General features: G+C 57.9%; 21 protein-coding genes. 13 read left to right on the forward strand and 8 right to left on the reverse strand.

Annotated features, from left to right (window positions below; all coding sequences use genetic code 11):
* The first annotated feature begins 189 nt into the window (after positions 1 to 189).
* From sucC to VO84_RS10760, 5 genes are all read left to right on the forward strand, one after another.
* Positions 190 to 1,371 (forward strand): ADP-forming succinate--CoA ligase subunit beta, encoded by a 1,182-nt coding sequence (sucC, locus tag VO84_RS10740; protein ID WP_058187612.1) that lies wholly within the window; start codon positions 190 to 192, stop codon positions 1,369 to 1,371.
* The gene (gene sucD, locus VO84_RS10745; protein WP_058187613.1) at positions 1,371 to 2,243 is read left to right on the forward strand and encodes a succinate--CoA ligase subunit alpha; all 873 of its coding nucleotides are present in this window, start codon (positions 1,371 to 1,373) and stop codon (positions 2,241 to 2,243) included. The genes sucC and sucD overlap by 1 nt, the downstream gene beginning before the upstream one ends.
* Before the next feature lie 205 nt (positions 2,244 to 2,448).
* Positions 2,449 to 3,639: a peptidase associated/transthyretin-like domain-containing protein gene (locus VO84_RS10750; protein WP_058187614.1), complete on the forward strand. Its 1,191-nt coding sequence runs from the start codon at positions 2,449 to 2,451 to the stop codon at positions 3,637 to 3,639.
* Between the two features lie 143 nt (positions 3,640 to 3,782).
* Positions 3,783 to 4,784: a transaldolase gene (locus tag VO84_RS10755; RefSeq protein ID WP_058188718.1), complete on the forward strand. Its 1,002-nt coding sequence runs from the start codon at positions 3,783 to 3,785 to the stop codon at positions 4,782 to 4,784.
* A gap of 282 nt (positions 4,785 to 5,066) precedes the next feature.
* The gene (locus tag VO84_RS10760; protein WP_058187615.1) at positions 5,067 to 5,633 is read left to right on the forward strand and encodes a hypothetical protein; all 567 of its coding nucleotides are present in this window, start codon (positions 5,067 to 5,069) and stop codon (positions 5,631 to 5,633) included.
* A gap of 2 nt (positions 5,634 to 5,635) precedes the next feature.
* Here the strand turns inward: VO84_RS10760 and VO84_RS10765 are convergent, their stop codons facing one another.
* From VO84_RS10765 to VO84_RS10780, 4 genes are all read right to left on the reverse strand, one after another.
* Positions 5,636 to 5,914 carry a type II toxin-antitoxin system RelE/ParE family toxin gene (locus tag VO84_RS10765; RefSeq protein WP_058187616.1) on the reverse strand — a complete coding sequence of 93 codons (279 nt, stop codon included), beginning with the start codon at positions 5,912 to 5,914 and terminating at the stop codon, positions 5,636 to 5,638.
* Positions 5,914 to 6,138: a hypothetical protein gene (locus VO84_RS10770; RefSeq protein WP_058187617.1), complete on the reverse strand. Its 225-nt coding sequence runs from the start codon at positions 6,136 to 6,138 to the stop codon at positions 5,914 to 5,916. Before VO84_RS10770 ends, VO84_RS10765 begins: the two co-directional genes overlap by 1 nt.
* Positions 6,139 to 6,220: 82 nt before the next feature.
* Positions 6,221 to 6,601 (reverse strand): VOC family protein, encoded by a 381-nt coding sequence (locus VO84_RS10775; protein WP_058187618.1) that lies wholly within the window; start codon positions 6,599 to 6,601, stop codon positions 6,221 to 6,223.
* 208 nt (positions 6,602 to 6,809) lie between these two features.
* The gene (locus VO84_RS10780) at positions 6,810 to 7,961 is read right to left on the reverse strand and encodes a right-handed parallel beta-helix repeat-containing protein (RefSeq protein WP_058187619.1); all 1,152 of its coding nucleotides are present in this window, start codon (positions 7,959 to 7,961) and stop codon (positions 6,810 to 6,812) included.
* A gap of 243 nt (positions 7,962 to 8,204) precedes the next feature.
* On the opposite strand from VO84_RS10780, the gene VO84_RS10785 reads away from it, so the two are divergent.
* Together VO84_RS10785 and VO84_RS10790 are read left to right on the forward strand one after the other, a co-directional pair.
* On the forward strand, positions 8,205 to 10,088 hold the full coding sequence (locus VO84_RS10785) for an AAA family ATPase (RefSeq protein WP_058187620.1): 1,884 nt from the start codon (positions 8,205 to 8,207) through the stop codon (positions 10,086 to 10,088).
* Between the two features lie 76 nt (positions 10,089 to 10,164).
* Positions 10,165 to 10,554, forward strand: coding sequence for a hypothetical protein (locus VO84_RS10790; RefSeq protein ID WP_058187621.1), 390 nt, complete (start codon positions 10,165 to 10,167; stop codon positions 10,552 to 10,554).
* Positions 10,555 to 10,650: 96 nt separating this feature from the next.
* Here the strand turns inward: VO84_RS10790 and hslU are convergent, their stop codons facing one another.
* From hslU to VO84_RS10810, 4 genes are all read right to left on the reverse strand, one after another.
* Entirely contained in the window at positions 10,651 to 12,156 is a 1,506-nt protein-coding gene (gene hslU, locus VO84_RS10795; RefSeq protein WP_058187622.1) for an ATP-dependent protease ATPase subunit HslU, read from the reverse strand.
* A gap of 25 nt (positions 12,157 to 12,181) precedes the next feature.
* Entirely contained in the window at positions 12,182 to 12,598 is a 417-nt protein-coding gene (locus VO84_RS10800; protein ID WP_058187623.1) for a DUF3052 family protein, read from the reverse strand.
* Positions 12,599 to 12,633: 35 nt separating this feature from the next.
* Entirely contained in the window at positions 12,634 to 13,197 is a 564-nt protein-coding gene (gene hslV, locus VO84_RS10805; RefSeq protein ID WP_082661896.1) for an ATP-dependent protease subunit HslV, read from the reverse strand.
* A 212-nt stretch (positions 13,198 to 13,409) separates the two neighbouring features.
* Entirely contained in the window at positions 13,410 to 15,014 is a 1,605-nt protein-coding gene (locus VO84_RS10810) for a B12-binding domain-containing radical SAM protein (protein WP_082661897.1), read from the reverse strand.
* A gap of 396 nt (positions 15,015 to 15,410) precedes the next feature.
* Here VO84_RS10810 and VO84_RS10815 point away from each other — a divergent pair, with 396 nt between their 5' ends.
* The 6 genes from VO84_RS10815 to alaC all read left to right on the forward strand — a co-directional run bounded on the left by VO84_RS10815 (position 15,411) and on the right by alaC (position 21,608).
* The gene (locus VO84_RS10815; protein WP_058187624.1) at positions 15,411 to 16,862 is read left to right on the forward strand and encodes a serine hydrolase; all 1,452 of its coding nucleotides are present in this window, start codon (positions 15,411 to 15,413) and stop codon (positions 16,860 to 16,862) included.
* Between the two features lie 85 nt (positions 16,863 to 16,947).
* On the forward strand, positions 16,948 to 18,039 hold the full coding sequence (locus VO84_RS10820) for an NADH:flavin oxidoreductase/NADH oxidase (protein WP_058187625.1): 1,092 nt from the start codon (positions 16,948 to 16,950) through the stop codon (positions 18,037 to 18,039).
* Between the two features lie 118 nt (positions 18,040 to 18,157).
* Complete coding sequence (locus tag VO84_RS10825) at positions 18,158 to 18,643, forward strand: DUF3592 domain-containing protein (RefSeq protein WP_157439826.1); 486 nt, start codon at positions 18,158 to 18,160, stop codon at positions 18,641 to 18,643.
* 108 nt (positions 18,644 to 18,751) lie between these two features.
* Positions 18,752 to 19,720, forward strand: a complete 969-nt coding sequence (locus VO84_RS10830; RefSeq protein ID WP_058187626.1) for a cation diffusion facilitator family transporter — start codon at positions 18,752 to 18,754, stop codon at positions 19,718 to 19,720.
* Between the two features lie 33 nt (positions 19,721 to 19,753).
* Positions 19,754 to 20,422, forward strand: a complete 669-nt coding sequence (locus VO84_RS10835; protein WP_197413982.1) for a class I SAM-dependent methyltransferase — start codon at positions 19,754 to 19,756, stop codon at positions 20,420 to 20,422.
* Positions 20,423 to 20,432: 10 nt separating this feature from the next.
* Positions 20,433 to 21,608 carry an alanine transaminase gene (gene alaC / locus VO84_RS10840; protein WP_058187627.1) on the forward strand — a complete coding sequence of 392 codons (1,176 nt, stop codon included), beginning with the start codon at positions 20,433 to 20,435 and terminating at the stop codon, positions 21,606 to 21,608.
* The last annotated feature ends 182 nt before the right edge of the window (positions 21,609 to 21,790 follow it).

Raw genomic sequence — 21,790 nt, forward strand, 5'->3', positions numbered from 1 at the left:
AGGGATTCGCCGTCCTCGGCCAGCGGCTTTAACAGTTCTTTCACAAGGCTCATATCTCTCATTATGGTAACTGGAGCGCCTGTGTGCGCTTCATCACGCCCGCGCGGATTGCCGCTGCTTGGTAGCGGACGATAGTATGACCTTGCCGCTCACACTCTAATCTCAGCGGCAGTGGCGGTTCCCAAAGACATGAAGATTCACGAATATCAGGCGAAGGAAATTCTCGCGAAATATGGCGTGCCCGTACCCAGGGGCGAAGTGGCGAATACGCCGGAAGAGGCTTCTGCGGTGGCGCGGAAGCTGTTTGCCGAAGGCGCAAGCGGCGTGGTGGTGAAGGCGCAGATTCATGCCGGAGGCCGCGGTAAGGGCGGCGGCGTGAAGGTAGCCAGGACCCGCGAAGATGCCGATGAGCATGTGAAGAACATTCTCGGCATGCAGCTGATCACGCACCAGACGGGTCCGCAGGGGCAGAAGGTGCAGCGGCTGCTGGTTGAAGAGACGGCGGCGATTGACCGCGAGCTCTATCTCGGCATTGTGCTGGATCGCGCGGCGGGCAAGCTGACCTTTATGGCGTCGCAGGCCGGCGGCATGGAAATTGAAGAAGTGGCCGCGAAGGATCCGACCGCGATTTATAAGGAAGCGATTGATCCGGCGGTGGGCTTTGGCGCGTGGCAGGCGAGAAAGCTGGCCTTTGCGCTGGGGCTGAAACCGACGCAGATCAACCAGGCCGTGGGCTTCTTTCAGTCGCTCTACAAGGCGTTTATCGAGACGGATTCGTCGCTGCTGGAGATTAACCCCTTCATCACGACGAAAGACGATAAGCTCTTTGCGCTGGACGCGAAGATGAACTTCGACGACAACGCGCTCTTCCGTCATCCGGAGATCAAGGCGCTGCGCGATGTGGCCGAAGAAGATCCGCTGGAAGTGGAAGCGAGCAAGTACGCACTGAATTACATCAAGCTCGATGGCTCAATTGCCTGCATGGTGAACGGCGCGGGCCTGGCCATGGCGACGATGGACATTATTCAGTACGCGGGTGGTAGCCCGGCGAACTTCCTCGATGTAGGCGGCGGTGCCACGCAGGAACAGATTGAGCACGCATTTGAGATCCTGCTTTCCGACGCGAATGTGAAGGCGATCTTCATCAACATCTTCGGCGGCATTCTGCGCGTAGACCGGTTGGCTACGGGCGTAGTGGCAGCGGCGAAGAACCTGAACGTGAAGGTGCCGATTGTGCTGCGGCTTGAAGGAACGAACGTGGAAGAGGGACGGAAGATTCTTCAGGAATCCGGTCTGAACTTCCAGGTGGGCGCAACGATGAAGGATGCTGCGGATCTTGTGGTTGCTGCGGCGAAGGGAGTGGCAGCCTAATGGCAGTCTTAGTTAACAACGATACTCGTCTCATTGTTCAAGGTATTACCGGCAAGGAAGGCACTTTCCACGCCAAGGGCTGCGCCGAGTACGGCACCAAGGTTGTGGGTGGTGTGACGCCGGGTAAGGGCGGATCGACGCATGAGGGCTGGCCAGTCTTTAATACCGTGGCAGACGCGGTGAAGGATACGGGCGCGAATGCGACGATGATTTTTGTGCCGCCGCCATTTGCGGCAGACGCGATTCTCGAAGCCGAGGACGCAGGCATTCCGCTGATCGTGTGCATCACGGAAGGCATTCCGACGCTGGACATGGTGAAGGTGTGGGCCAAGATCAAGCACTCCAAGTCGCGGCTGATCGGGCCCAACTGCCCCGGCGTAATTTCACCGGGCATGGCGAAGATCGGCATCATGCCGGGACGCATTCACAAGCAGGGATCGGTGGGAATCGTGTCGAAGTCAGGCACACTGACCTATGAGGCTGTGCACCAGCTTACGCAGCGGGGTATCGGGCAGTCGACGGCCATTGGCATTGGCGGCGATCCGATTATCGGCACCACGCATATCGATGCGCTCAAGCTGCTGAATGACGATCCGGATACGGAAGCGATCATCATGATTGGCGAGATTGGCGGATCGGCTGAGATCGATGCCGCCGCATGGGTCAAGGCCAACGTGAAGAAGCCTGTGGTGGGCTTCATCGCCGGGCAGACTGCTCCTCCGGGCCGCCGCATGGGCCATGCCGGTGCGATTATCTCCGGCGGCGAAGGCACCGCAGCCAGCAAGATGGAAGCGATGCGCGAGGCCGGGATTCATGTTGTGGTTTCGCCGGCGGAGATGGGCGAGACGCTGGCGAAAGCGATTGGCAAGTAAAGGCGGCTTTTAGCTGTCAGCTAAAAACAAAGGCCCACCGACGAGGTGGGCCTTTGTACTTGACGGTGCCGGGTGTGGGTGCCCCATCCATCGAGCGCACTCTGCTCGATGGGTGGGACAGCACTCCCGCCCGCTCTCCCATTGTCGAGCAGAAAGCTAGGAGCCGGATGCTGACTTATACTTGTGTTCGATTTCGGAGGCGGTGATGAGAGCTGGCCTTACATGCCTCATAGTGCTTGCGCTTTGTTCTGCTCCAGCCTTCGGCCAGCGAGCGGCTGGCGGCGGCACGGTTACGGGACACGTATTCTACGCGGACACCAATGCACCGGCACGGATGGTAACTGTTGCGTTGCAGTCGACGGAGTCCGTGGATGCTCTGCAATCCCAAAAATCCGGGCAGGTAGCCAGCTACACACAGAACGTGCAGACGCTGCTCGATGGAAGCTTCTTGCTCCGGAACGTTGTGCCCGGCACATACTACGTCACCGCTTCGACGCCGGGCTATATCTCTCCGCTGAGCAGGCTGCTACAGGCACGAAATGATCCTGTTGTGGATGATGCAACGAAAGCGAAACTGGCCGCGCTGGTTCCACACGTCACGGTACAGGCCAATGTGCCTGCATCAGTAAACGTGACATTGGAGCGGGGCGCAGCCGTAAGCGGAACCATCCTGTATGACGATGGCAGCCCAGCAAGCGGCTTGCGTGTGAGCCTGCTTGTACGTCGAAAAGATGCATGGGTTGAAGTTCCTTCTGCGTCTAATCAGCAGTGGACAACGGCTGCAGCAACCGATGATCGCGGCAATTACCGCATTACCGGACTTTCGGAGCAGCAGTACATCCTCAAGGTGGATTTACACCTGACAAGCTCATGGCTGATGACAGATGGTCATGGAGGTTCTGGTATATCCAGTCAAGACGTCTATTCCATCCCCGTCTATTCCGGCAACAAATTGCGGACAAAGGATGCCAAGCCGCTTGATCTGAAGCAAGGCGAGGAGCGGACGGACGAGGACATTCAGATTCCGATCAGTCAGCTGCATTCGGTGCGAGGCATCGTTACCGCGGCGAGCGATGGGCATGTCTTAAATGGGGGCCAGGTGTCACTGCTCTATCCAGACGACAAATCGAAGGTGAGTGAAACAACGATTACCAGAGACGCGGAATTTGATTTCACTTTTGTTCCGGAGGGCGATTATCTGCTGCATGTGGATCGAGCTTCTGATGCCGAATACAAGGAGACTCCAAATTCTCCGGGTAGCGTTCCTCCTACGCGTACTGAAAGCCACGCATTGCGAAGCTATGGGACGGCTGAGGTTCCGATTCACGTGAGCAACGATATGACCAATGTCGTGGTGGCCGTGCCGGATCGGCAGAAAGCCACCTCCGGCAATTAGTTTGGGGCTCTTGCGAATGGTATGTAACCTGGTCTTTACTTCCGGCATCCAATCCGGCGTACACTGAAATGGAACGCGCCGGGCGCGGCGTTTTTCCGAATTTAACCCTTTTTGCCGCGCCGGAAGCTCCCTTGGAGGAATTCATGCCACAGAATCTATTGGAACAGTTGCGGAAGTACACCGTGGTGGTTGCTGATACCGGCGATATCGAAGCGATGGAGCAGTTCAAGCCCACGGATGCGACAACGAACCCCTCGCTGATTACCGCTGCCGCGCAGATGCCGCAGTATCAGCCCATTGTGGACGAGGTGCTGAAGCAGGCTCGCGACGAGAAGGGCGAGTCGGCTACGGATACCGATGTTGCCAACCTGGCCTTTCAGCGGCTTGCTGTATCTTTCGGCAAGCGGATTCTGAAGATCGTTCCAGGCCGCGTGTCAACGGAAGTGGACGCACGGCTCTCGTATGACACCGATAAGACGATTGAGCAGGCGCACGCGATCATCAAGCAATACGATGAGGCGGGCATTGGCCGCGATCACGTGCTGATCAAGATTGCATCGACGTGGGAGGGCATTCGCGCTGCTGAGGTGTTGGAGAAGGAAGGCATCCACTGCAACCTGACGCTGCTCTTCGGCATTCACCAGGCTGTGGCCTGCGCTGATGCGGGTGTGACGCTGGTTTCGCCGTTCGTGGGCCGCATTCTGGACTGGTACAAGAAGGACACCGGCAAGGATTATCAGGGCGCCGACGACCCGGGCGTGCAGTCCGTGACGAAGATTTACAACTACTACAAGAAGTTCGGCTACAAGACGCAGGTGATGGGCGCGAGCTTCCGCAACATTGGCGAAATTACGGAGCTGGCGGGCAGCGACCTGCTTACCATCTCGCCGAAGCTGCTGGAAGAGTTGGAAAAGACCGAAGCCGACCTGCCGCGCAAGCTCGATCCGGAAGCGGCGAAGAAGCTCGACATCGAGAAGATTCACATCGACAAGGAGACCTTCGAGAAGATGCATGCCGAGGACCGCATGGCCCACGACAAGCTGAAGGAAGGCATCGAAGGCTTCTCGGCGGCGCTGGTGAACCTGGAGAAGCTACTGGCGGATCGACTTGCCAAGCTGGAGCAGCGGGAACCGGCTTCTGTGTAAGATTGCGCAAAATCGCATGATCGAAGGGCAGCCTTTGCGGCTGCCCTTTTTGTTGGTTCGGAAACGGAATCTGTGCGCAAAGCACTTATCAATACGGTTCCTATTGTCGGGAAACTTCCGGATCTTCTCTTGACCCTGACAACTTTTCCGATATGATCCGTGTCAAATCTCGGTAAACGTGGTGTGAATTTGACGCCACGCAGGAAAGTGGCTGGAAGCCCCGGCTGCTCCCGGTAGGTTTCAAACCGGCGCCTTCGCACCTTTCCGATAGGAGGCGTCGTCATGCGGTCTGAACCGAATCCAGCGTCGCAGTCGGACTCTCGGCAAAACTCTCATCCCCTCACAGCGTTCTTTCAACAGGCGGTCCGCAACAGCTATGAGGGACGGCTTGGCCTGCATGATCCAGAAGTAACGGACTATGTGGCGCGGCTGTTGTGCGACTTTTCGCGCTCCGACAAGCTGTATGAGCTGCGTGATACGTTTGGCCGGCCTGTGGCTGAGCTGGAGCAGATGATGGCTGCGGCCGATCCGGTGCATGGTTCCGCGTCCAGCTTCGATACCGAGCGGCGTGTCCGCAAACATATTGGCGATTACGCGCTCTTTGTGGCGGGCATGTATCCGGAGTCTTCGCGGCAGCACAGGCGCTATCGCGCCAGCTTTCCGGATCTGGTTCATGCGGGCAAGGAGAGCTACTACATTGTGAGCCAGTTCAATCTTTTCGAGTATGAGAAGGAAGCCGCGCTCTTTGGGAGGCTTTCAGATTGGTTCGAGCGCTGCATCCTGGGCCTGACGCTGGTGCGCGAGGAACTGGGCAATCGAAGGAAGATGCTGCCGCCGGCAGTGCAGTAATTTCACGGCCAGTCTTGAGCACCATGGAAGATGCGTGAGATCTCAACCGCATCCTGCTTGACCTGGTAGACGGCGATGTACGGCAAAGGAGTGAAGGTAAGTTCACGCCGCCCTTCCATGCGGCGGCTGGCTCTTCCAAGGTAGGGGAAGTCTTTCAGGCGGGCGCATTCGTGATAGATAGTTTGGGCAACACGGCGAGCCGCTTCGGGACTGTCCCGTTCAATCCATTCGCAGATGCGTTCTAAATCCTCGGCTGCGGGTACAGACCAGCGAACTTGCATCAGGGCTGCAAGAACCGTTCCAGGCGCTGGCCCATCTGCTCGTGGGTTAGATACTCGCCGCGCTTGAGCGCTTCTTCGCCGCGTGTCACCTCGTTAACGAAGCGGTTTTCTTCGTCGAAGTACCGGGCCACAACCTGCCGTACCAATTCGTCCGGCTCACGGCCCTGCTCAGCCGCGGTTTGCGCCAGCTTCGCTTCCTGCTCGGGTGTGAAGTGTACTTCCATGAGACTTAGGGTACGAGAAAACCTTGCGCGCGACAAGGTTACCTCATACCCCGATTCCCATTTTGCCTGATTGGTTTCTGTCTTATTCCGACCAGATTGCTAATACATTTCCCACGCCGTCCGCGAAGTGAAATCTGCGTCCGCCGGGGAAGTCGAAGGTGGGAACGACGATTGTGCCGCCGCCAGCGAGGATGGCGGCTTCGGTGGCAGCGAGATCGGTGGAGTAGATCACGATCAGCGGCGTCGTTGCTGGAGTTGGGGCGCGGGGTTCGGCTTTATAGAAACCGCCATCGAGGCCTGCGGCGCTTGCGCTGAAGCTGGCGTATTCCGGGCCGTAGTCTGTGAAGCTCCAGCCGAAGACGGAGGCGTAAAACTTCTTTGCTGCGGCGATATCCGTTGCGGCGAATTCGATGTAATTGATGGCGTGGTGGCGATTCGCTGGCTGACTACCTGGCTGACTCATGGCGCATTCTCCTTGTGGTTGAAGTGGCGTGATAGAAAAGGCGCACCTTTCCCGATGCGCTTCCGATACGCCTCCATCCACACCCGCTCAGAAGCCGGAGAGTGCAGGTAGAGCCTGCTGGTTCGGGCTGCAGCGCAGGCTTCCGAGGTACGAGAAAAACGTAGCACAGGGGCCACGTACGCGCAATGAAAGCTCTCAGCGCGGGACCTTATCGCGGCACGAGAAGTTTGCCCGGATTATCGCCAACGACTACGCCTTCCTGCTGGCCGCCGAGGTCTAGAAAAAGCTGGCGTAATGCGCCTTCATGGAGCACGTTGTCGCGGAGGATGCAGTTCTCAAGGCCCTGATAGATGATTCCGAAGGATGGAGACCACAGGCCCTTGTTGCCATCGTCGCGACCGGCCCAGATAGTGTTGCCGGTGAAGGTGACGCCCTTTGCGTTCTCGATCAGCACCTGGGCCGAGTCATGCGAATTGGGGTCAGCATTCTTTCCACTGCGCTTGATGAGATTTCCTGTGATATTGATCTGGGCTGGTCCCCAATTTGATTTGTGAATTGCTATGCCGATGGTTCCGGCGCGATCAAAGAAGTTGTTGTTGATCTGATAACCATCGCCGCCAACAATGACGAAGTTTTCTTTTGCGTTCCACTCAATGCGGTTTCCGATGAAGGTGACCGAGGCATTCTCACGCCGCGCGGCAAAGCCTGAGCCCTGGTTGCCGCTGAACCAGTTGTCGAGAATGAAGGCGTCCCATCCGCGCATGTTCATGCCATCGCCGTGGTTGTATGCCAGCTCACAGTGCCGCACGCTGAAGCACCAGACGCAGTCGAGCCTCATTCCGTCGCCGGAGAAGCGCGCGACCTGGCAGCGCTCGATGCGGAAGCCGTCCTCGTGCTCACCCCATTTGGAGCGGTTGGTATAGATGCCGTGAATGCCTGAGCCGAGAAAGCCGCCATCGAGCGCAAGCCCGTCGAGGGTGGCTCCGCGGGCCTCGGTCAGGTTGAGCAGGCAGCTGGAGTCGGTACCGGTGAGCTTGAGTACTGAGCCGCCGCCATTTGAGTAATTCCACGCGGGGATGCCGATCAGCGCTGTGCCGGAGCGGACGTGGAGCTCGCGCGTGAGATAGGTTCCGGGCGGCAAAAAGACGCCGCCGCTCAGAGGCGCTGCTGCATCGAGCGCCTTTTGAAGCGCAAGTGTATTGTCGGTCTTGCCGTCGCCCACTGCGCCAAAGGCATGCGCATCGAGCAAACTGCCTTGAGCGGCTGAAGATTGCGCCTGCAAACTGCCCTGGCTTAACAGAAACGATGCGCCACCGAGCATGGCGGCACGCGCTGCATCCCGCCGGTTGAAATCCTGCATTTAGACCCCCGAAGACTGCACTACAAACTATATCGAAGAGTGCCTCGACCTTTGCCGCAAGATGCTTCGTGTTCGAAATAGAACAATATTGTTCGCAATCGAACACATCTTTTACGCGACCAACTAATTTATTAAGCGTCCAAGATGGAAAATAGAAGAGAAAGACCGGATGCAGCGCGTGCTGCGTATGGCAAGTGAGTTGCTGGGGAGAGTAGGTCGCAATATGCGGAGGGGTGCGGCTCAATGAAGCAATTTGAGTCATTTGGTCTGGATGAGCATAACGAGTGTCTGTGGCAGAACGGCGCACAGATCACACTGCCTCCCAGGGCCTTCGCGGTGCTGCGTTACCTGGTCGAAAATCCGGGGCGGCTGGTCAGCCACGATGAGCTGTTGGATAAGCTCTGGCCGGATACCTATGTGCAACCGCAGATTTTGCGAACCTATGTGCTGGAACTGCGCAAGCTGCTGTGCGACGATGCCCGGCAACCGCGATTCATCCGTTCCCTGCCTAAGCGCGGATACGTCTTTCTTGCAGCAGTGACGGAGAATGGCAATGGCAGGCCCATCATTGCCGCTGCTGTGGGGACGCCGAAGAACGGTGCAGCTGCCGCCGCTGATCATCTGGTTGCCTCGCAACAGCTGGTTGGCCGCGAGAAGGAACTGACCGCGCTGCGCAATTGTGTGGAGCGGCTGATTGGTAAGACGCGGCAGATGGTACTGATCAGCGGGGACGTGGGCATGGGCAAGACCATGCTCATCGACGCGTTTGCAAGCGAGTGCGCGGCTTCCGGGAAAATTGCGGTGGCGCGAGGACAGTGCGTGCAGGGAATTGGCGCGCGCGAGCAGTATTACCCCGTGCTCGAAGCCCTGGCGCATCTGTGCGCCTCAGCGGATGGGGCGCGAGTGTGCAGAGTGCTGGCGAGGGTTGCGCCGGCGTGGCTGCCAGGTTTTGCGCGGGAAGGCGTTGCTCGCAACGAGACAGGGCGCACGGATAATGGGCGCACGTATACAGGAACCGCAAGCGAGCTATGCGCGGCGCTTGAAGAACTGGCTGCTGAAAAGCCTTTGGTCTTGATACTGGAGAACATTCACTGGGCCGACGATGCGACGCTCGACGCGATCTCCGCTTTAGCGCAGAGGCGTATGCCTGCGAAGCTCATGATTGTGGCAACGATTGGTTCGCATGAGACTGGAGCCAGGCATCCCGTTGGGCGCTTGAGGCAGAGTCTGAGTATGCAGCGGCTGTGCACGGAGCTTGCGCTGTCTCCACTGACGAAGGCACATACAGTGGAACTGCTGCGCCGAAAGCTCGGGGAGAGTGCGCTGCCGAGTAGTCTTGACGCATTTGTGCACCAGCATGCAGAAGGCAATCCGCTCTTCGCGCTGGCCATTCTTGACCATCTGATTGCGGAGCGTTTTCTTGTGCGAGCCGGGTCTGGACCGGAGGCACGCTGGGAACTCCGTGCACCACTGGTGCAATCAGAGACCGGCGTTCCCACAGAGCTGGCGCAGATGATGGAAGTGGAGATTGCGCGGTTATCTGCAGCAGAACAACGACTACTGGAAGCGGCAAGCCTGATCAGCGTTGCGTTTCCGGCGTGGGCCGTTGCAGCGGCGCTTGAAGAGGATATTGCTGCAACGGAAGACGCATGCGATGATCTTGCGCGCCGTGTTTCCTTTATTCGCCGCGCGGGGCATGACGAGCTTCCTGACGGAACGCGCTCAGCTTTTTATGTATTTGCACATGGGCTGTATCGCGAGGTGCTTTATCAGAGGCAGCCTGCGGCGCGGCGCGCTCGCCGGCATACGCGCGTGGCAGAACGGCTGAGCAGGATATTTGCCGGACGTGAGTTTGACGTGGCGCATGAAATAACAATGCACTTTGAGGCCGCTGGAGAGTGGCTCCGCGCGATTGAAACTCTGCGTGCCGCGGCTCATGCTGCGCGAGAGAACAGAGTCTCGGCAGGAGAGCTGCTTTCACGCGCGCTGGGCATTGCTGAAAATCTGAAAAACGGAGAGCGGGAAGCGACGACGGGTGAGATTCGTGCGGCGCTCGAGAGCCTGAACGATGAAGTGCAAACTGCATCGCAGAAAAGAACGCGCCGAATACCCATCACGAAAACTTGACGTTTTCTCGACGGGAACTTAACACCTTTGTTTTTCAGGGTTGCTAGTGTGAGCAACGTAGCAGGAGGACAAACCTATGCGGATCACACTTCGTTCCCTCGTTCTGACGCTGGCTGTACTGGCGCCCGTCGCTTTCACCGCGCAAACCGCCTCGGCCGCAGCGAATGTTCGCGTGCCGTTCACTTTCAACGTCGACGGCAAGACACTACCGGCAGGGACATACTCCGTAGTGCGTGATCTGAACGGCAGTTTCGTTAAGTTGATCTCGTCAGACAGCAAATTTGTAGGCCAGTGGCTTCTCCAGTCAGGCGATGCAAAGCCGACCGATACAGCGATTACGCTGCGCTTCGACGAAGGCGATGGCGCGTACGCGCTGCGTTCCATCCAGTACAACGCGACGATCACGAAACGCCTCGATAAGAATGTATCTGAAGTTCGCGCCATACACATCGTGCATGGCCGATAAGGTTGTCGGCGGCCACGCGAGCGGCCGCAGACAATGACGTAGCCAGAAAACATCCTCGGGAAGGCGGACCTCCAACTGCCTTCCCTTTTTTTTGCGCTAGAGAATGTAGCGGCTCAGATCCTGATCCTTCACAATACTTGCCACCATCTGCCTTACATATGTGTCGGTGATGTGAAAGACCTTCTCCGGGCCGGACGCGGTCATGCGCTCCTCATAAGGCAGATCGGTGCTAGCTTCACTCTTGATAGTCGCAGTGAGCGCCTGGGCCTGCTCGTCATTCTGTGCGCGGCGCGCCACGTCAGGAGCGAGGAAGCTGACGTCCTCGAGCACGCGCTCCATGATGGTGCTCAGTCTTCGCGCACCGATGTTCTCGGTTGTCTCATTGACCTTGAAGGCGAACTGGGCCATTTCGCGCAGTGCTTCGGGAGAAAACTCAAGCCGCACGCCCTCGGTTTCAAGCAGAGCAGAGTACTGCCTGGTCAGTGAGGCCTTGGGCTCGGTGAGGATGCGGAGGAAGTCTTCCACGGTGAGCGATTGCAGTTCTACGCGGATGGGAAAGCGACCCTGCAGTTCTGGAATCAGGTCGCTGGGCTTTGCCACATGGAATGCGCCGGCTGCGATGAAGAGAATGTGATCCGTGCGGACCATGCCGTAGCGGGTGTTCACCGTAGTGCCTTCCACAATGGGCAGGATGTCGCGCTGCACGCCTTCACGCGAGACATCGGGGCCATGGCCGCCCTCGCGACCGGCAATCTTATCAATTTCGTCAAGGAATACGATGCCGCTGGATTCGACGCGCTCGACTGCGGCGCGCGTGACCTGATCCATATCGATGAGGCGGCTCTCTTCTTCCTGTACAAGGTAGTCGAAGGCGTCGGTGACCTTCATCTTGCGCTTGCGTGAACCGCCGCCGCCGAAGATATTCGGCAGCATGTCCTTGAGGTTCATCTCCATTTCCTCAAGGTTCTGGCTGGAGATGATGCCGAACTGCGGCGTGTTGCGCTCGCGCACATCCACTTCCACGGTGCGGTCGTCGATCTTGCCTTCGCGGAACTGCTGGCGAAGTTTTTCCCGCGAACGCTGATGCGAGTCTGTTCCAGGCAGAGTCAGTTGGCCCTCCTGGCCCTGCGGCGGCACGGGCGGAGGCGGCAGAAGCAGATCGAGCAGGCGTTCTTCAGCGTTCATCTCTGCCTTGTCTTCGACTTCTTCCAGGCGTTCTTCGCGCACCATGTCGATGGCGATTTCGACGAGATCGCGGACGATAGATTCGACGTCGCGGCCCACGTAGCCGACTTCTGTAAACTTCGAGGCTTCCACCTTGAGGAACGGTGAATTGGTCAGCTTCGCGAGACGGCGCGCAATCTCGGTTTTGCCCACGCCCGTTGGCCCAATCATGATGATGTTCTTGGGCATGATGTCGTCGGCGATATCCGGCGGCAGCTTCTGCCGGCGCTGACGATTTCGCAACGCGATGGCGACTGCGCGCTTGGCGGCCTTCTGGCCTACGACATGCTTGTCGAGCTCGGCGACGATTTCGCGCGGAGTGAGTTCGTCTAGCGCGAGCTCGGTTTCTTCAGCGGATGCGGGAAGATAAATAGCCATTCGGTTCCTCAGCGTTCAATTCGCGTCATTTCTTCGCGGTTGGAGCAAAAGCCGCGCGAAGTTCCTTGCGAATTACAAATTTTAATCCGGACCAGGTCTCGTCAATCGCGCAGACTTTGATATCTACAAGAGGTGTTTGGAGCACACGGTCACGTATCAGGATGTCTGTCAGATCAGTCTTGATGCCGGAGGTCTTCTTGGGCCACGCAATCCAGATCATGCCATCGGCTTTGATTGCTTTCAGGAGCGGGTCAAGATCGGCATTGAGCTCAGCGGCGGACTGTACGAAGAACAGCACTACATCAAGGTTCTTGCGGGGTCGTGTGCTGGCGTAGTCTTTCAGCTCCTCCGGAAGATTGGCAGGGGCATTTTGCAGAAGCACACGGTGATCCGCCTGAATGCCAAGTTTCCGTAAGAGCGGCGTACCGGAATACCCTGCCATGTTGCTCCTGCTGAAGCTCAAACCAGCCAGTCAGCTTACTTCAATTCCTCAATCGTGATGCGGTCGTTTGTGTAGATGCAGATATCGCCAGCGATCTTCATGGCCCTTTGTGCGATTTCGAGTGCCGAGAGCTCAGTGTTCTCAAGAAGGGCGCGCGCTGCCGCTGTGGCGTAGCTGCCGCCGGAGCCGATTGCCGCGATGGGCTCATCCGGATCGATTACGTCTCCCGAACCGGAGAGGATGAAGGTCTGGCTCTTGTCGGCAACGACGAGTAACGCTTCGAGATTGCGCAGCATTTTGTCCGTGCGCCAGTCCTTGGCCAGCTCCACGGCGGCCCGGTGCAGCTGGCCGGAGAACTGCTCAAGCTTGGACTCAAAGCGCGTGAAGAGATTGAAGGCGTCTGCGGTGGAACCGGCAAATCCAGCCAGAATCTTGTCCTGATAGAGGCGGCGAATCTTGCGCGCTGAGTGCTTCAGCACGTGGTCGCCAAGCGTGACCTGCCCGTCGGCGGCCATGATGACCTGGCCATTGCGGCGGACGCAGATTACGGTGGTGGATCGGATGCGGGGACGGTTCGGCGTAGCGGAATTCGTGCTCAATCTAAGAAAAACCTCCCAAAGTTCACGTCCGGCAAGGGAGGAACCCCAACTGAAGATGCAGAAATGAGTATATAGCACCGTATGCGGGCGTTTTGGCGCGTATTGTTCGGGGAACGCGCCAATTCGAGTCCGCAGAGCAGAGAGTTCAAAGGTAGAGACAATGCTGAGACAGGCGCCGAATTGGCGACAATCTGCTCGAAGCCACAGTCAAGTCAATCCTTGGCAATGACGACCAGCGAGTCCGGCCCATTGTGGAGTCTGCCGCTCTTCGTGTTCCAACTGCCGAGCATTGTAGATGCAAGTGGAAGTTCCCATGCCGGTGAAACAAGTTCCGGCATGGGTTTTGCCTGGAACAGCTTCCTGCACTGTCCGGCGGTCCACCGCGCCCATGCCTTGGATTTTTTCCGGCGGGCACTATCGGTCGAGAGACCCGTCCCCGCATACATCATCCGGTAGAGCCTGGAGAGAAACATGAACGCGAGCCGCGCGCGCAAATTCGGCGTACAGGCGGACCGCTCCCAGATTGCGCCCCAGTTATAGAACCTGTCCCAGACCTTCTGCGTCCGCACGCGAATCTCCTCGGAACTCATCGTAGGATGCGGCGTAAACATCTTGGGCCGAACCTCGGTGGGAATCAGCCAGTAGCGCGTGATGGGAACATCTCCTACCATCGCAGGGTCCTTCGCCTGTTCCTTTTCCCAACGACCAAAGTCCACTGTGCCGGGAAACGGAGTCATCATCACGAACTGTGCAAACGTAACACCCGCCCGGAGTGCCATCTCCACCGTAGCGTCAAAGGTCGCCGGCTTGTCCGTAGGAAGCCCGAAGATGAATGAGCCTAATACGTGCACGCCATGCTGCTTGAAGGTTTGCAGACGCCTAGCCAGCGCTTCGCCGGAGAAGTTGAAGTCCTTGAAGACCGCCTTGAGTCCCTCCGGCGTCACTGCTTCTACGCCCACCAGCGCGCCCTTGATGTTGGCCTTGCGCATCGCATCCAAGTACTCGATATCTTCGCCCGCTTCCATAGTGATCTGCGTGAAAAAGACCATGTCCTTCGGCAGCTTGGCCAACTCCCTCATCAGCTCAAACCGCTCTTCGCGAATCGCAGTCAACTCGCCAAGCTTGGCCAGATTGTTCTGCTCGCGAGCGAGCCGCAGATCCGTCAGGCTCACCGGATAAAAATTGTCGTCCGCCAGCGCAATGTACCGAAAACCAATCCGCCGCAACTGGACAATCTCATCGATCACGCCCTGGTACGGTCGCTGCCGAGGCTGTTGTCCATCGGTTCGCCATACGCTGCAGAACGAGCAGTGCTTCGGGCATCCGCGAATGGTTTGGACGGAAGCCCACATATATTTGTCTGTAGCCATGAGGTCCCATCGCGCCGCCAGAAACTGGCTGCCGCCGATGCGCCCGCCTTCATAAATCTTGCCGGGCTTGCCCGCCATGCAATCGGCCACAACCTTGCTCCAGGCAAGATCGCCGTCGCCCTTGACAACGGCGTGCGCCTCGCCGCGTTCCAGCGCTTCTTCAGGAAACAGCGTGGCATGAATCCCTCCATAGACAACCCACGCGCCGCGGCTGCGCGCCATGCGGCCTACCGCGTAACCGCGTAAAGCGTTGCCAGTGTGCACGCTGATGCCGACGATGTCGCCGGCCTGGATGCTCTCCGGCACAATCTGCTCCAGCGATTCATCTACGAGGATGGGGTCACCTGCTGATTGCGGCGTGGCGGCAGCAAGCACAAAGAGCCATCGCGGAGTGATGACGGCAGTACCAAAAGAATTGTCGCTGGGATTGACCAGGTGCACGCTCATTGAATCCTACTTTCCTCGTGCGAGTGGAGTGGATTCAGAGAGTGTCTTCACAAGAGGCGAATCGTTGGCCCAACTGCGCGCGGGCACGATCGCGGGTCATAAAACTCGCTGCCTGACTTCCGGGTTCATCATACGTACAGTGCTCTGGAGCCGGTGTGCAGTATTGAACAGCATTGAAGACGGGATAGTGCTAGATCGCCTTGAGCGGGGGAATCTATCTATCCTACTGTGGTAACCGAAATGGGCCAGTGGCCCATCCATATTTTGTCTTTTCTGCCCCGTCACAAACCGGGGTGCTCATCCTTGGTCCAGTTTGCGAACGTGGGATGGCACGCGCAGGCTTTTCACTATTACGACGCAGAGGCAGGCTATATAGTGGAGGCCCGTGAGGTACTAATGCGCTTCGTAATCTCTGCGCTTCTTCTGCTCGTGCTATCGAGCAGCGTTACCGCTCAAAAAACGCCCACTCTCCACCTGTCGGACTACGTTGGCACCTACACCGACTCCCCTGGACATACTCTTGAGATTGTGGCCGGCAACGAGCTGTTCGCCGTTCTGGATGAAGCCAAGTATGTGCTGCGGCCTTCAGGTGGGGACTCGGGTGTAGATCAGTTCAAAACCATCACCGGCCAAACGGTCACCTTCCCTCGAGATGCAAGCGGCAAGGTCACAGGTTACAAAGAGGACGGTGAGTTCCATCCGCGCGTCTCAGCCGCGGTTACACCCGAATCCGCCGCGCTCGCCATGCCGCTCCCCAACGGGCAGAATTCTCCTTCGGATTACCGCTATCATCCGCCTGCCGATCTGCACGACGGAATTGCTGTTGGAGACATTGCGCACTCTAGCCTCGGGGCCTCAACGGCAGATGCCATTGTGCGCGGCATCCTCGACGGCACTTACAAAGACGTTCACAGCGTCCTGCTCTATCAGCACGGAAAGCTGGTCATGGAGGAGTACTTCTACGGCTATAGCGTGCAGCGTCCGCATCAGCTCCGGTCGGCAACCAAATCGGTTGTGAGCGCGCTTGCAGGCATCGCCATCGACAAAGGCTCTCTCACTGGAGCCAGCCAGCAGGTGCTGCCGCAGATGAGCTACGCAAGCTATGCCAATCCTGACCCACGCAAAGCAGCAATGACGCTCGATAACTTCCTCTCCATGAGCCCGGGCCTGGACTGTAATGACCATAGCTCCACTTCTCCGGGACGTGAGATGGTGATCGATAACGCTCCCGACTGGGTCAAGGCGACACTCGATCTTCCACTGATTAACGATCCTGGAGCGAAGGGATACTACTGCTCCGGTGGCGTCTCTGTTGTGGGGCGGATGGTGGAAAATACCGTTCACATGCGGCTCCCGGAGTTTGCACAGGCAAATCTGTTTGGTCCGCTTGGTATTGCACGCACAGACTGGGTCTGGAATTACGACCTAACGAATGCCGACAAAGAATACTCCCAGATCCACCTGCGTCCGCGCGACATGCTCAAGCTCGGCATTCTTTTCGCGGACGGCGGCAGCTGGCACGGGCATCCGGTAGTCGCTGCTTCTTGGGTGCGCGCAAGCCTTGCAGAACACAGCCATGTGGACAACGTTAGCTATGGCTATTTCTGGTGGCGTCCCTGGTTGAATGTGGAAACGCCAAGCGGTTCGCAACACGTAGACGTAGTTGCTGCCCAGGGAAACGGCGGACAAAAGATTTACCTGGTGCCGCAGTACGATCTGGTCGCGGTTTTCACCGGAGGCGGTTACAACGCGGACTCAACTCCTCCAAATACCATCATGGCGCGAATCGTTCTGCCTGTATTGATGGCCGCTCAAAGCGGGGCGAATTCTGCATCCCCGACGAAATAACCATGCCATGCTTTGAGTACACGCAAACCGGATCGCGTGTGCTTCTCTGCTTCTTCCGCCACTCTTCCGCATCCAAACAGGTGACATGGCTACAGATCATCTTTTCTCTCCGCTCATCCTTCGCAGCCTGACTCTTTCACACCGCATCGCGGTTTCGCCCATGTGCGAGTACTCGAGCACGGACGGGTTTGCCAATGACTGGCACTTTGTACACCTGGGCAGCCGAGCCGTTGGAGGCGCGTCGTTGGTGTTGACAGAGGCTTCAGCTGTGAGTCCCGAGGGGCGCATTACGCTTGGCGACCTGGGCATTTACAAGGATGAGCACGTTGCGAGCCTGAAGCACATCACGGATTTTCTGCATGAGCATGGCGCCAAAGCCGGGATACAGATTGCGCACGCAGGCCGCAAGGCCAGCATGGCTGTGCCGTGGGATACGCCGGAGCGGCTGATTCCCGTGTCCGAGGGCGGCTGGCAGCCTGTTGCGCCCTCTGCCATTGCGTTTTCAGACCACTATGGCACGCCGACAGAGCTGGACCGCGTGGGCATGGAGAAGATCGTCGCGGACTTTACTGCGGCTACGCATCGCGCTGCCGCAGCTGGGTTTGACGTGGTGGAGGTACATGCGGCGCATGGCTATCTGCTCCATGAATTTCTTTCACCGCTCAGCAATCACCGCACGGATGAATACGGCGGCAGCTTTGAGAATCGCGTTCGATTTCCGCTTGAGATTGTGCGAGCTGTCCGTGCCAATTGGCCTGCTGAGTTGCCCATTTTCGTGCGTATCTCTGCTACGGACTGGGCCCCGGAATCGCTCGGACCCTCGTGGGATCTTGAGCAGTCGGTTGAATTTGCAAAGCTGTTGAAACAGGAGGGCGTTGATCTTGTGGATGTTTCGACCGGCGGCAATCACCCGGCACAGCAGATTCCCGTGGGTCCCGGTTATCAGGTGCATCACTCTGAAACTATTCGCCGCGAAGCGGGAGTTCCAACCGCTTCGGTGGGCATGATTACCGAACCAGCGCAGGCCGATCAGATCGTCCGCACGGGACAGGCCGATCTGGTGCTGCTGGCGCGAGAGCTGCTGCGCAATCCCTACTGGCCGCTGCACGCGGCGGGGGTCCTGCGCCAGGAGATTGCGTGGCCGGTGCAGTATGTGCGGGCGCGGCGCTCGCATTGAGCCGGTAGACGAGTGATTTCGGAAGTTTCAGATTCAACTAACCGCCTGCCCACATACAGCCGGATTCCATCTGAGCTATGCTTGAATCGGGGTTAGCTATCGACGACTCCCCGCCCCGATGAACTTTGAAGACCAGAAAGTCTGGGAATTTGCCGCCGGAGCCGCCCTTGTGGCGGGCGTGGCGGCCTTTGGCGCATGGCTTTTCTTCCGTAAGCAGCCCACCGCCGATGAGATCGAGCTCGCCCGGCGCACCTTTCTTACGCAATCCGGGCGCATTGTGGACGGCACCCTGTTGGATGTGCGCCAGATGGAAGACGAGAGCGGTCGAACCATTACGCTGCTTCTCTATGACTATCGGATCGGCGGTGTGGACTACGAATGTTCTCAGGACATCAGCCAGATGCAGGGTACGGTGAACGCGGAACTGGTGCGCGCCGGTTATCCCTGCAGTGTGCGCTACCAGCCCGGCAACCCGCAGAACACCATTGTGGTGGCGGAAAACTGGTCGGGTTTGCGGTCGAATATTCCGTTCATTGTTCCCCATGACGAGCCGGAGATTGAGGGCGCGGGCCAGGAAGGTATGCAGGTGAACCACGGCCAGTAGGGTGGTGGTTCGCGCTTTGTAATTCGTGGTTGGTTTTGCGTGCTCTCGATGCAGGTCCGCTTCAAGCATTTCTAATCACTCATCACGAACACTGTTTACACTATTTCTATGCACATGCATGCTGCGCCGCCGGGCCCGAGTCAGTCCGCGAGCACAGGCAAGATCCAATCCGTGCTCCGTATCTCGCTCATTGCCACGCTGGTCTATGTGGCGGTGACCTTTGTTGCCGGTCTACGCGCGCACTCGCTGGCGCTGCTCTCAGAGGCTGGGCACAATGTCTCCGATTTTCTCGCGCTCCTGCTCAGCTTTGCAGCTGTTTACTTCCAATCGCGTCCCGCGGACGATCAGCGCACCTTTGGTTACCAGCGGGCGGGCGTGCTGGCTGCATTTTTGAATGCAGGCACTCTGGTGGTCATCTCGCTGTGGATTGGCGTTGAGGCTGTCCACCGTCTCTCCGCGCCAGTGGCTGTGCAGCCACGGCTGATGATGATAGTGGCTGCGGCGGGTGTGCTGATGAACGGCGTGATCGCCGCGCTGTTGTGGGGAGTGGCCCGTGACGTCAACCTGCGTTCAGCTTTTATACACATGGCGGGCGACACGCTTTCGACAGCGGCGGTGATTGTGGGCGGCGCAGGCATTCTCTTTACCGGCCAGAACTGGATCGATCCGGTGCTTTCGCTGATCATTGCTGCGCTGATCTTGTGGTCTTCGGTGGGCATCGTGCGGGAGACACTGAATATTCTGCTTGAAGGCACGCCGCGTGGTGTCAATTTAATAGAAATTCGCACCGAGATGGAGGCCGTTTCTGGCGTGCTCAACGTGCACGATCTGCACTGCTGGAACATCGGCTCGCAGTCACGGGCGCTGGCCTGCCATGTGACGATTGAGGATATTCCGCCGTCGGCGAGCGCGGCAATTCTGCGCCAGGTCAACCACATTCTTAAGGAACACTTCGACATTTGCCACTCGACGATTCAGTTTGAAGACCGCAATTGCGAAGTGGTGCATGGCTGCGTGGTGCCACCGGAGGAGATGGTCGGCGCTTCGGGCGAGCATGGCCATCATCACCATCACTAGCGGTTATTAAGTACGGTGCCCGGAGGGATGAAGTTGGCAGAAACTCTTGCGAATGATCCGTTCGGTGGCCGGCGGCCGACCAGCCATGAACAGATGACGGGTGTGTCGTGGGATGCCTCCTACGTTGGCGGTCCTGCGCCCTGGGAGATTGGCCGCCCGCAGCCGGCATTCCTGCGTGTCGCGTCAGATGGGGGATTCGCCGGAGCGGTGCTGGACGCAGGATGTGGGACGGGCGAAAATACTCTTCTTGTTGCTTCACTGGGGCTGCCAGTGATCGGAGTGGATGTTTCTGAGACCGCACTAGCGATGGCTCGCGGGAAGGCTCGCGGTCGCGGACTTCAGGTCGAATTCGCCATAGCTGACGTGTTCCATCTGCAAGACCTGGGACGCAAATTCCAGACGGTGCTGGACTGTGGGTTGTTCCACACCTTCAACAGCGAGGAGCGACCGGGATATGTGGCGAGTCTGGCGGCGGTGACCGAGGCCGGTGCAACTCTTTACATACTGTGCTTCAGTGATGAGGGTCCTAATACTGGACCGCACCCTGTTCGCCAGGAAGATCTGAGAGCAGCCTTCCATTCCGACAGCGGTTGGGATGTCGTTAGTATCAAACCGGACCGTGTTCTGACACGATTCCATGATGACAATGGGGCACCCGCATGGTTCGCGACAATCACGCGAACCCAGGCAAACGAATTGTAAACTGGTCTTTATGGAAGAGTTCAGTCGTATTCAGCGTCTGCCGCCGTATGTTTTCAACATTACCGGCGAGATGAAGATCTCCGCGCGCCGCCGCGGCGAGGACATCATCGACTTCGGCATGGGCAACCCAGACGGCGCGACTCCGAAGCACATTGTGGACAAGATGATTGAATCGGCGCGGAAGCCGGTCACGCATCGCTATTCGGTCTCGAAGGGGCTGCCGCGCCTGCGCCGTGCCATCTGTAACTGGTACAAGACGCGCTACGACGTGGACCTGAATCCTGATACTGAGGCCATTGTTACTATCGGCTCCAAGGAAGGCATTTCGCACCTTTGCCTGGCTATTCTCGACTCGCGCGACACCGTGCTGGTGCCGAACCCGAGCTATCCGATCCATATTTACGGTCCAGTGATTGCCGGCGCGCATGTGGTGAGCGTGCCGATTATGGACCGGGAGCAGTTTTTAGCGGATCTAGAGTCGATCATTCCACGGATGACCCCGCGGCCCAAGGCGCTTATCGTTAACTTCCCATCGAACCCGACGACTGAAACTGTGGAACTGCCATTTCTGGCGAGGTTAGTGGAGCTGGCTCGCCAGTATGGTTTCCATCTCATCCATGATCTTGCTTATGCAGACATTGCTTTTGATGGTTACAAGCCGCCCAGCGTACTTCAGGTTCCCGGTGCGAAGGATGTTGCGGTTGAGTTCTTCACTCTCTCGAAGAGCTACAACATGCCCGGCTGGCGCGTGGGCTTCATGGTGGGTAATCCGGTGCTGGTGAATGCGCTGGGCAGGCTCAAAAGTTATTTCGACTATGGAACTTTCACGCCGATCCAGGTGGCGTCGATCCTTGCGCTCGAAGGGCCGCAGGAGTGTGTCGCCGAAATCTGCGGAACCTACCGTAAGCGCCGCGACGTGCTGGTGGAAGGGCTGAACAAGCTCGGCTGGCCGGTGGCAAGCCCGAAGGCAACGATGTTCGTCTGGGCTAAAATCCCCGAACATTACAAGTCGCTTGGTTCGCTTGAGTTTTCGAAGAAGCTGCTCATTGATGCGAAGGTTGCTGTCAGTCCGGGGATTGGCTTCGGAGAGTATGGCGATACTCACGTGCGGTTCTCGCTGATTGAGAACGAGGAACGGACCCGGCAGGCGCTGCGCGGGATTAAGCATATGTTTGCGAAGGGGTAGTGTTGACTATCCGCTGTAATCCATAGAAATGAAAATCGCAAAGCCTGGTCAAGAATGGCCGGTTGATATTTATTTTGATGGTCTGATCGCCCAAAATCAGGCTGCGCCGACTATTAGCGGTGCCCAATCCCTCCGATTTGACCACGCATGTCAGTTCACAGGTGTAGTGTGCGCGTCCGCAG

Source organism: Occallatibacter gabretensis (assembly GCF_001449115.1).
Taxonomy (GTDB): Bacteria; Acidobacteriota; Terriglobia; order Terriglobales; family Acidobacteriaceae; genus Telmatobacter; species Telmatobacter gabretensis.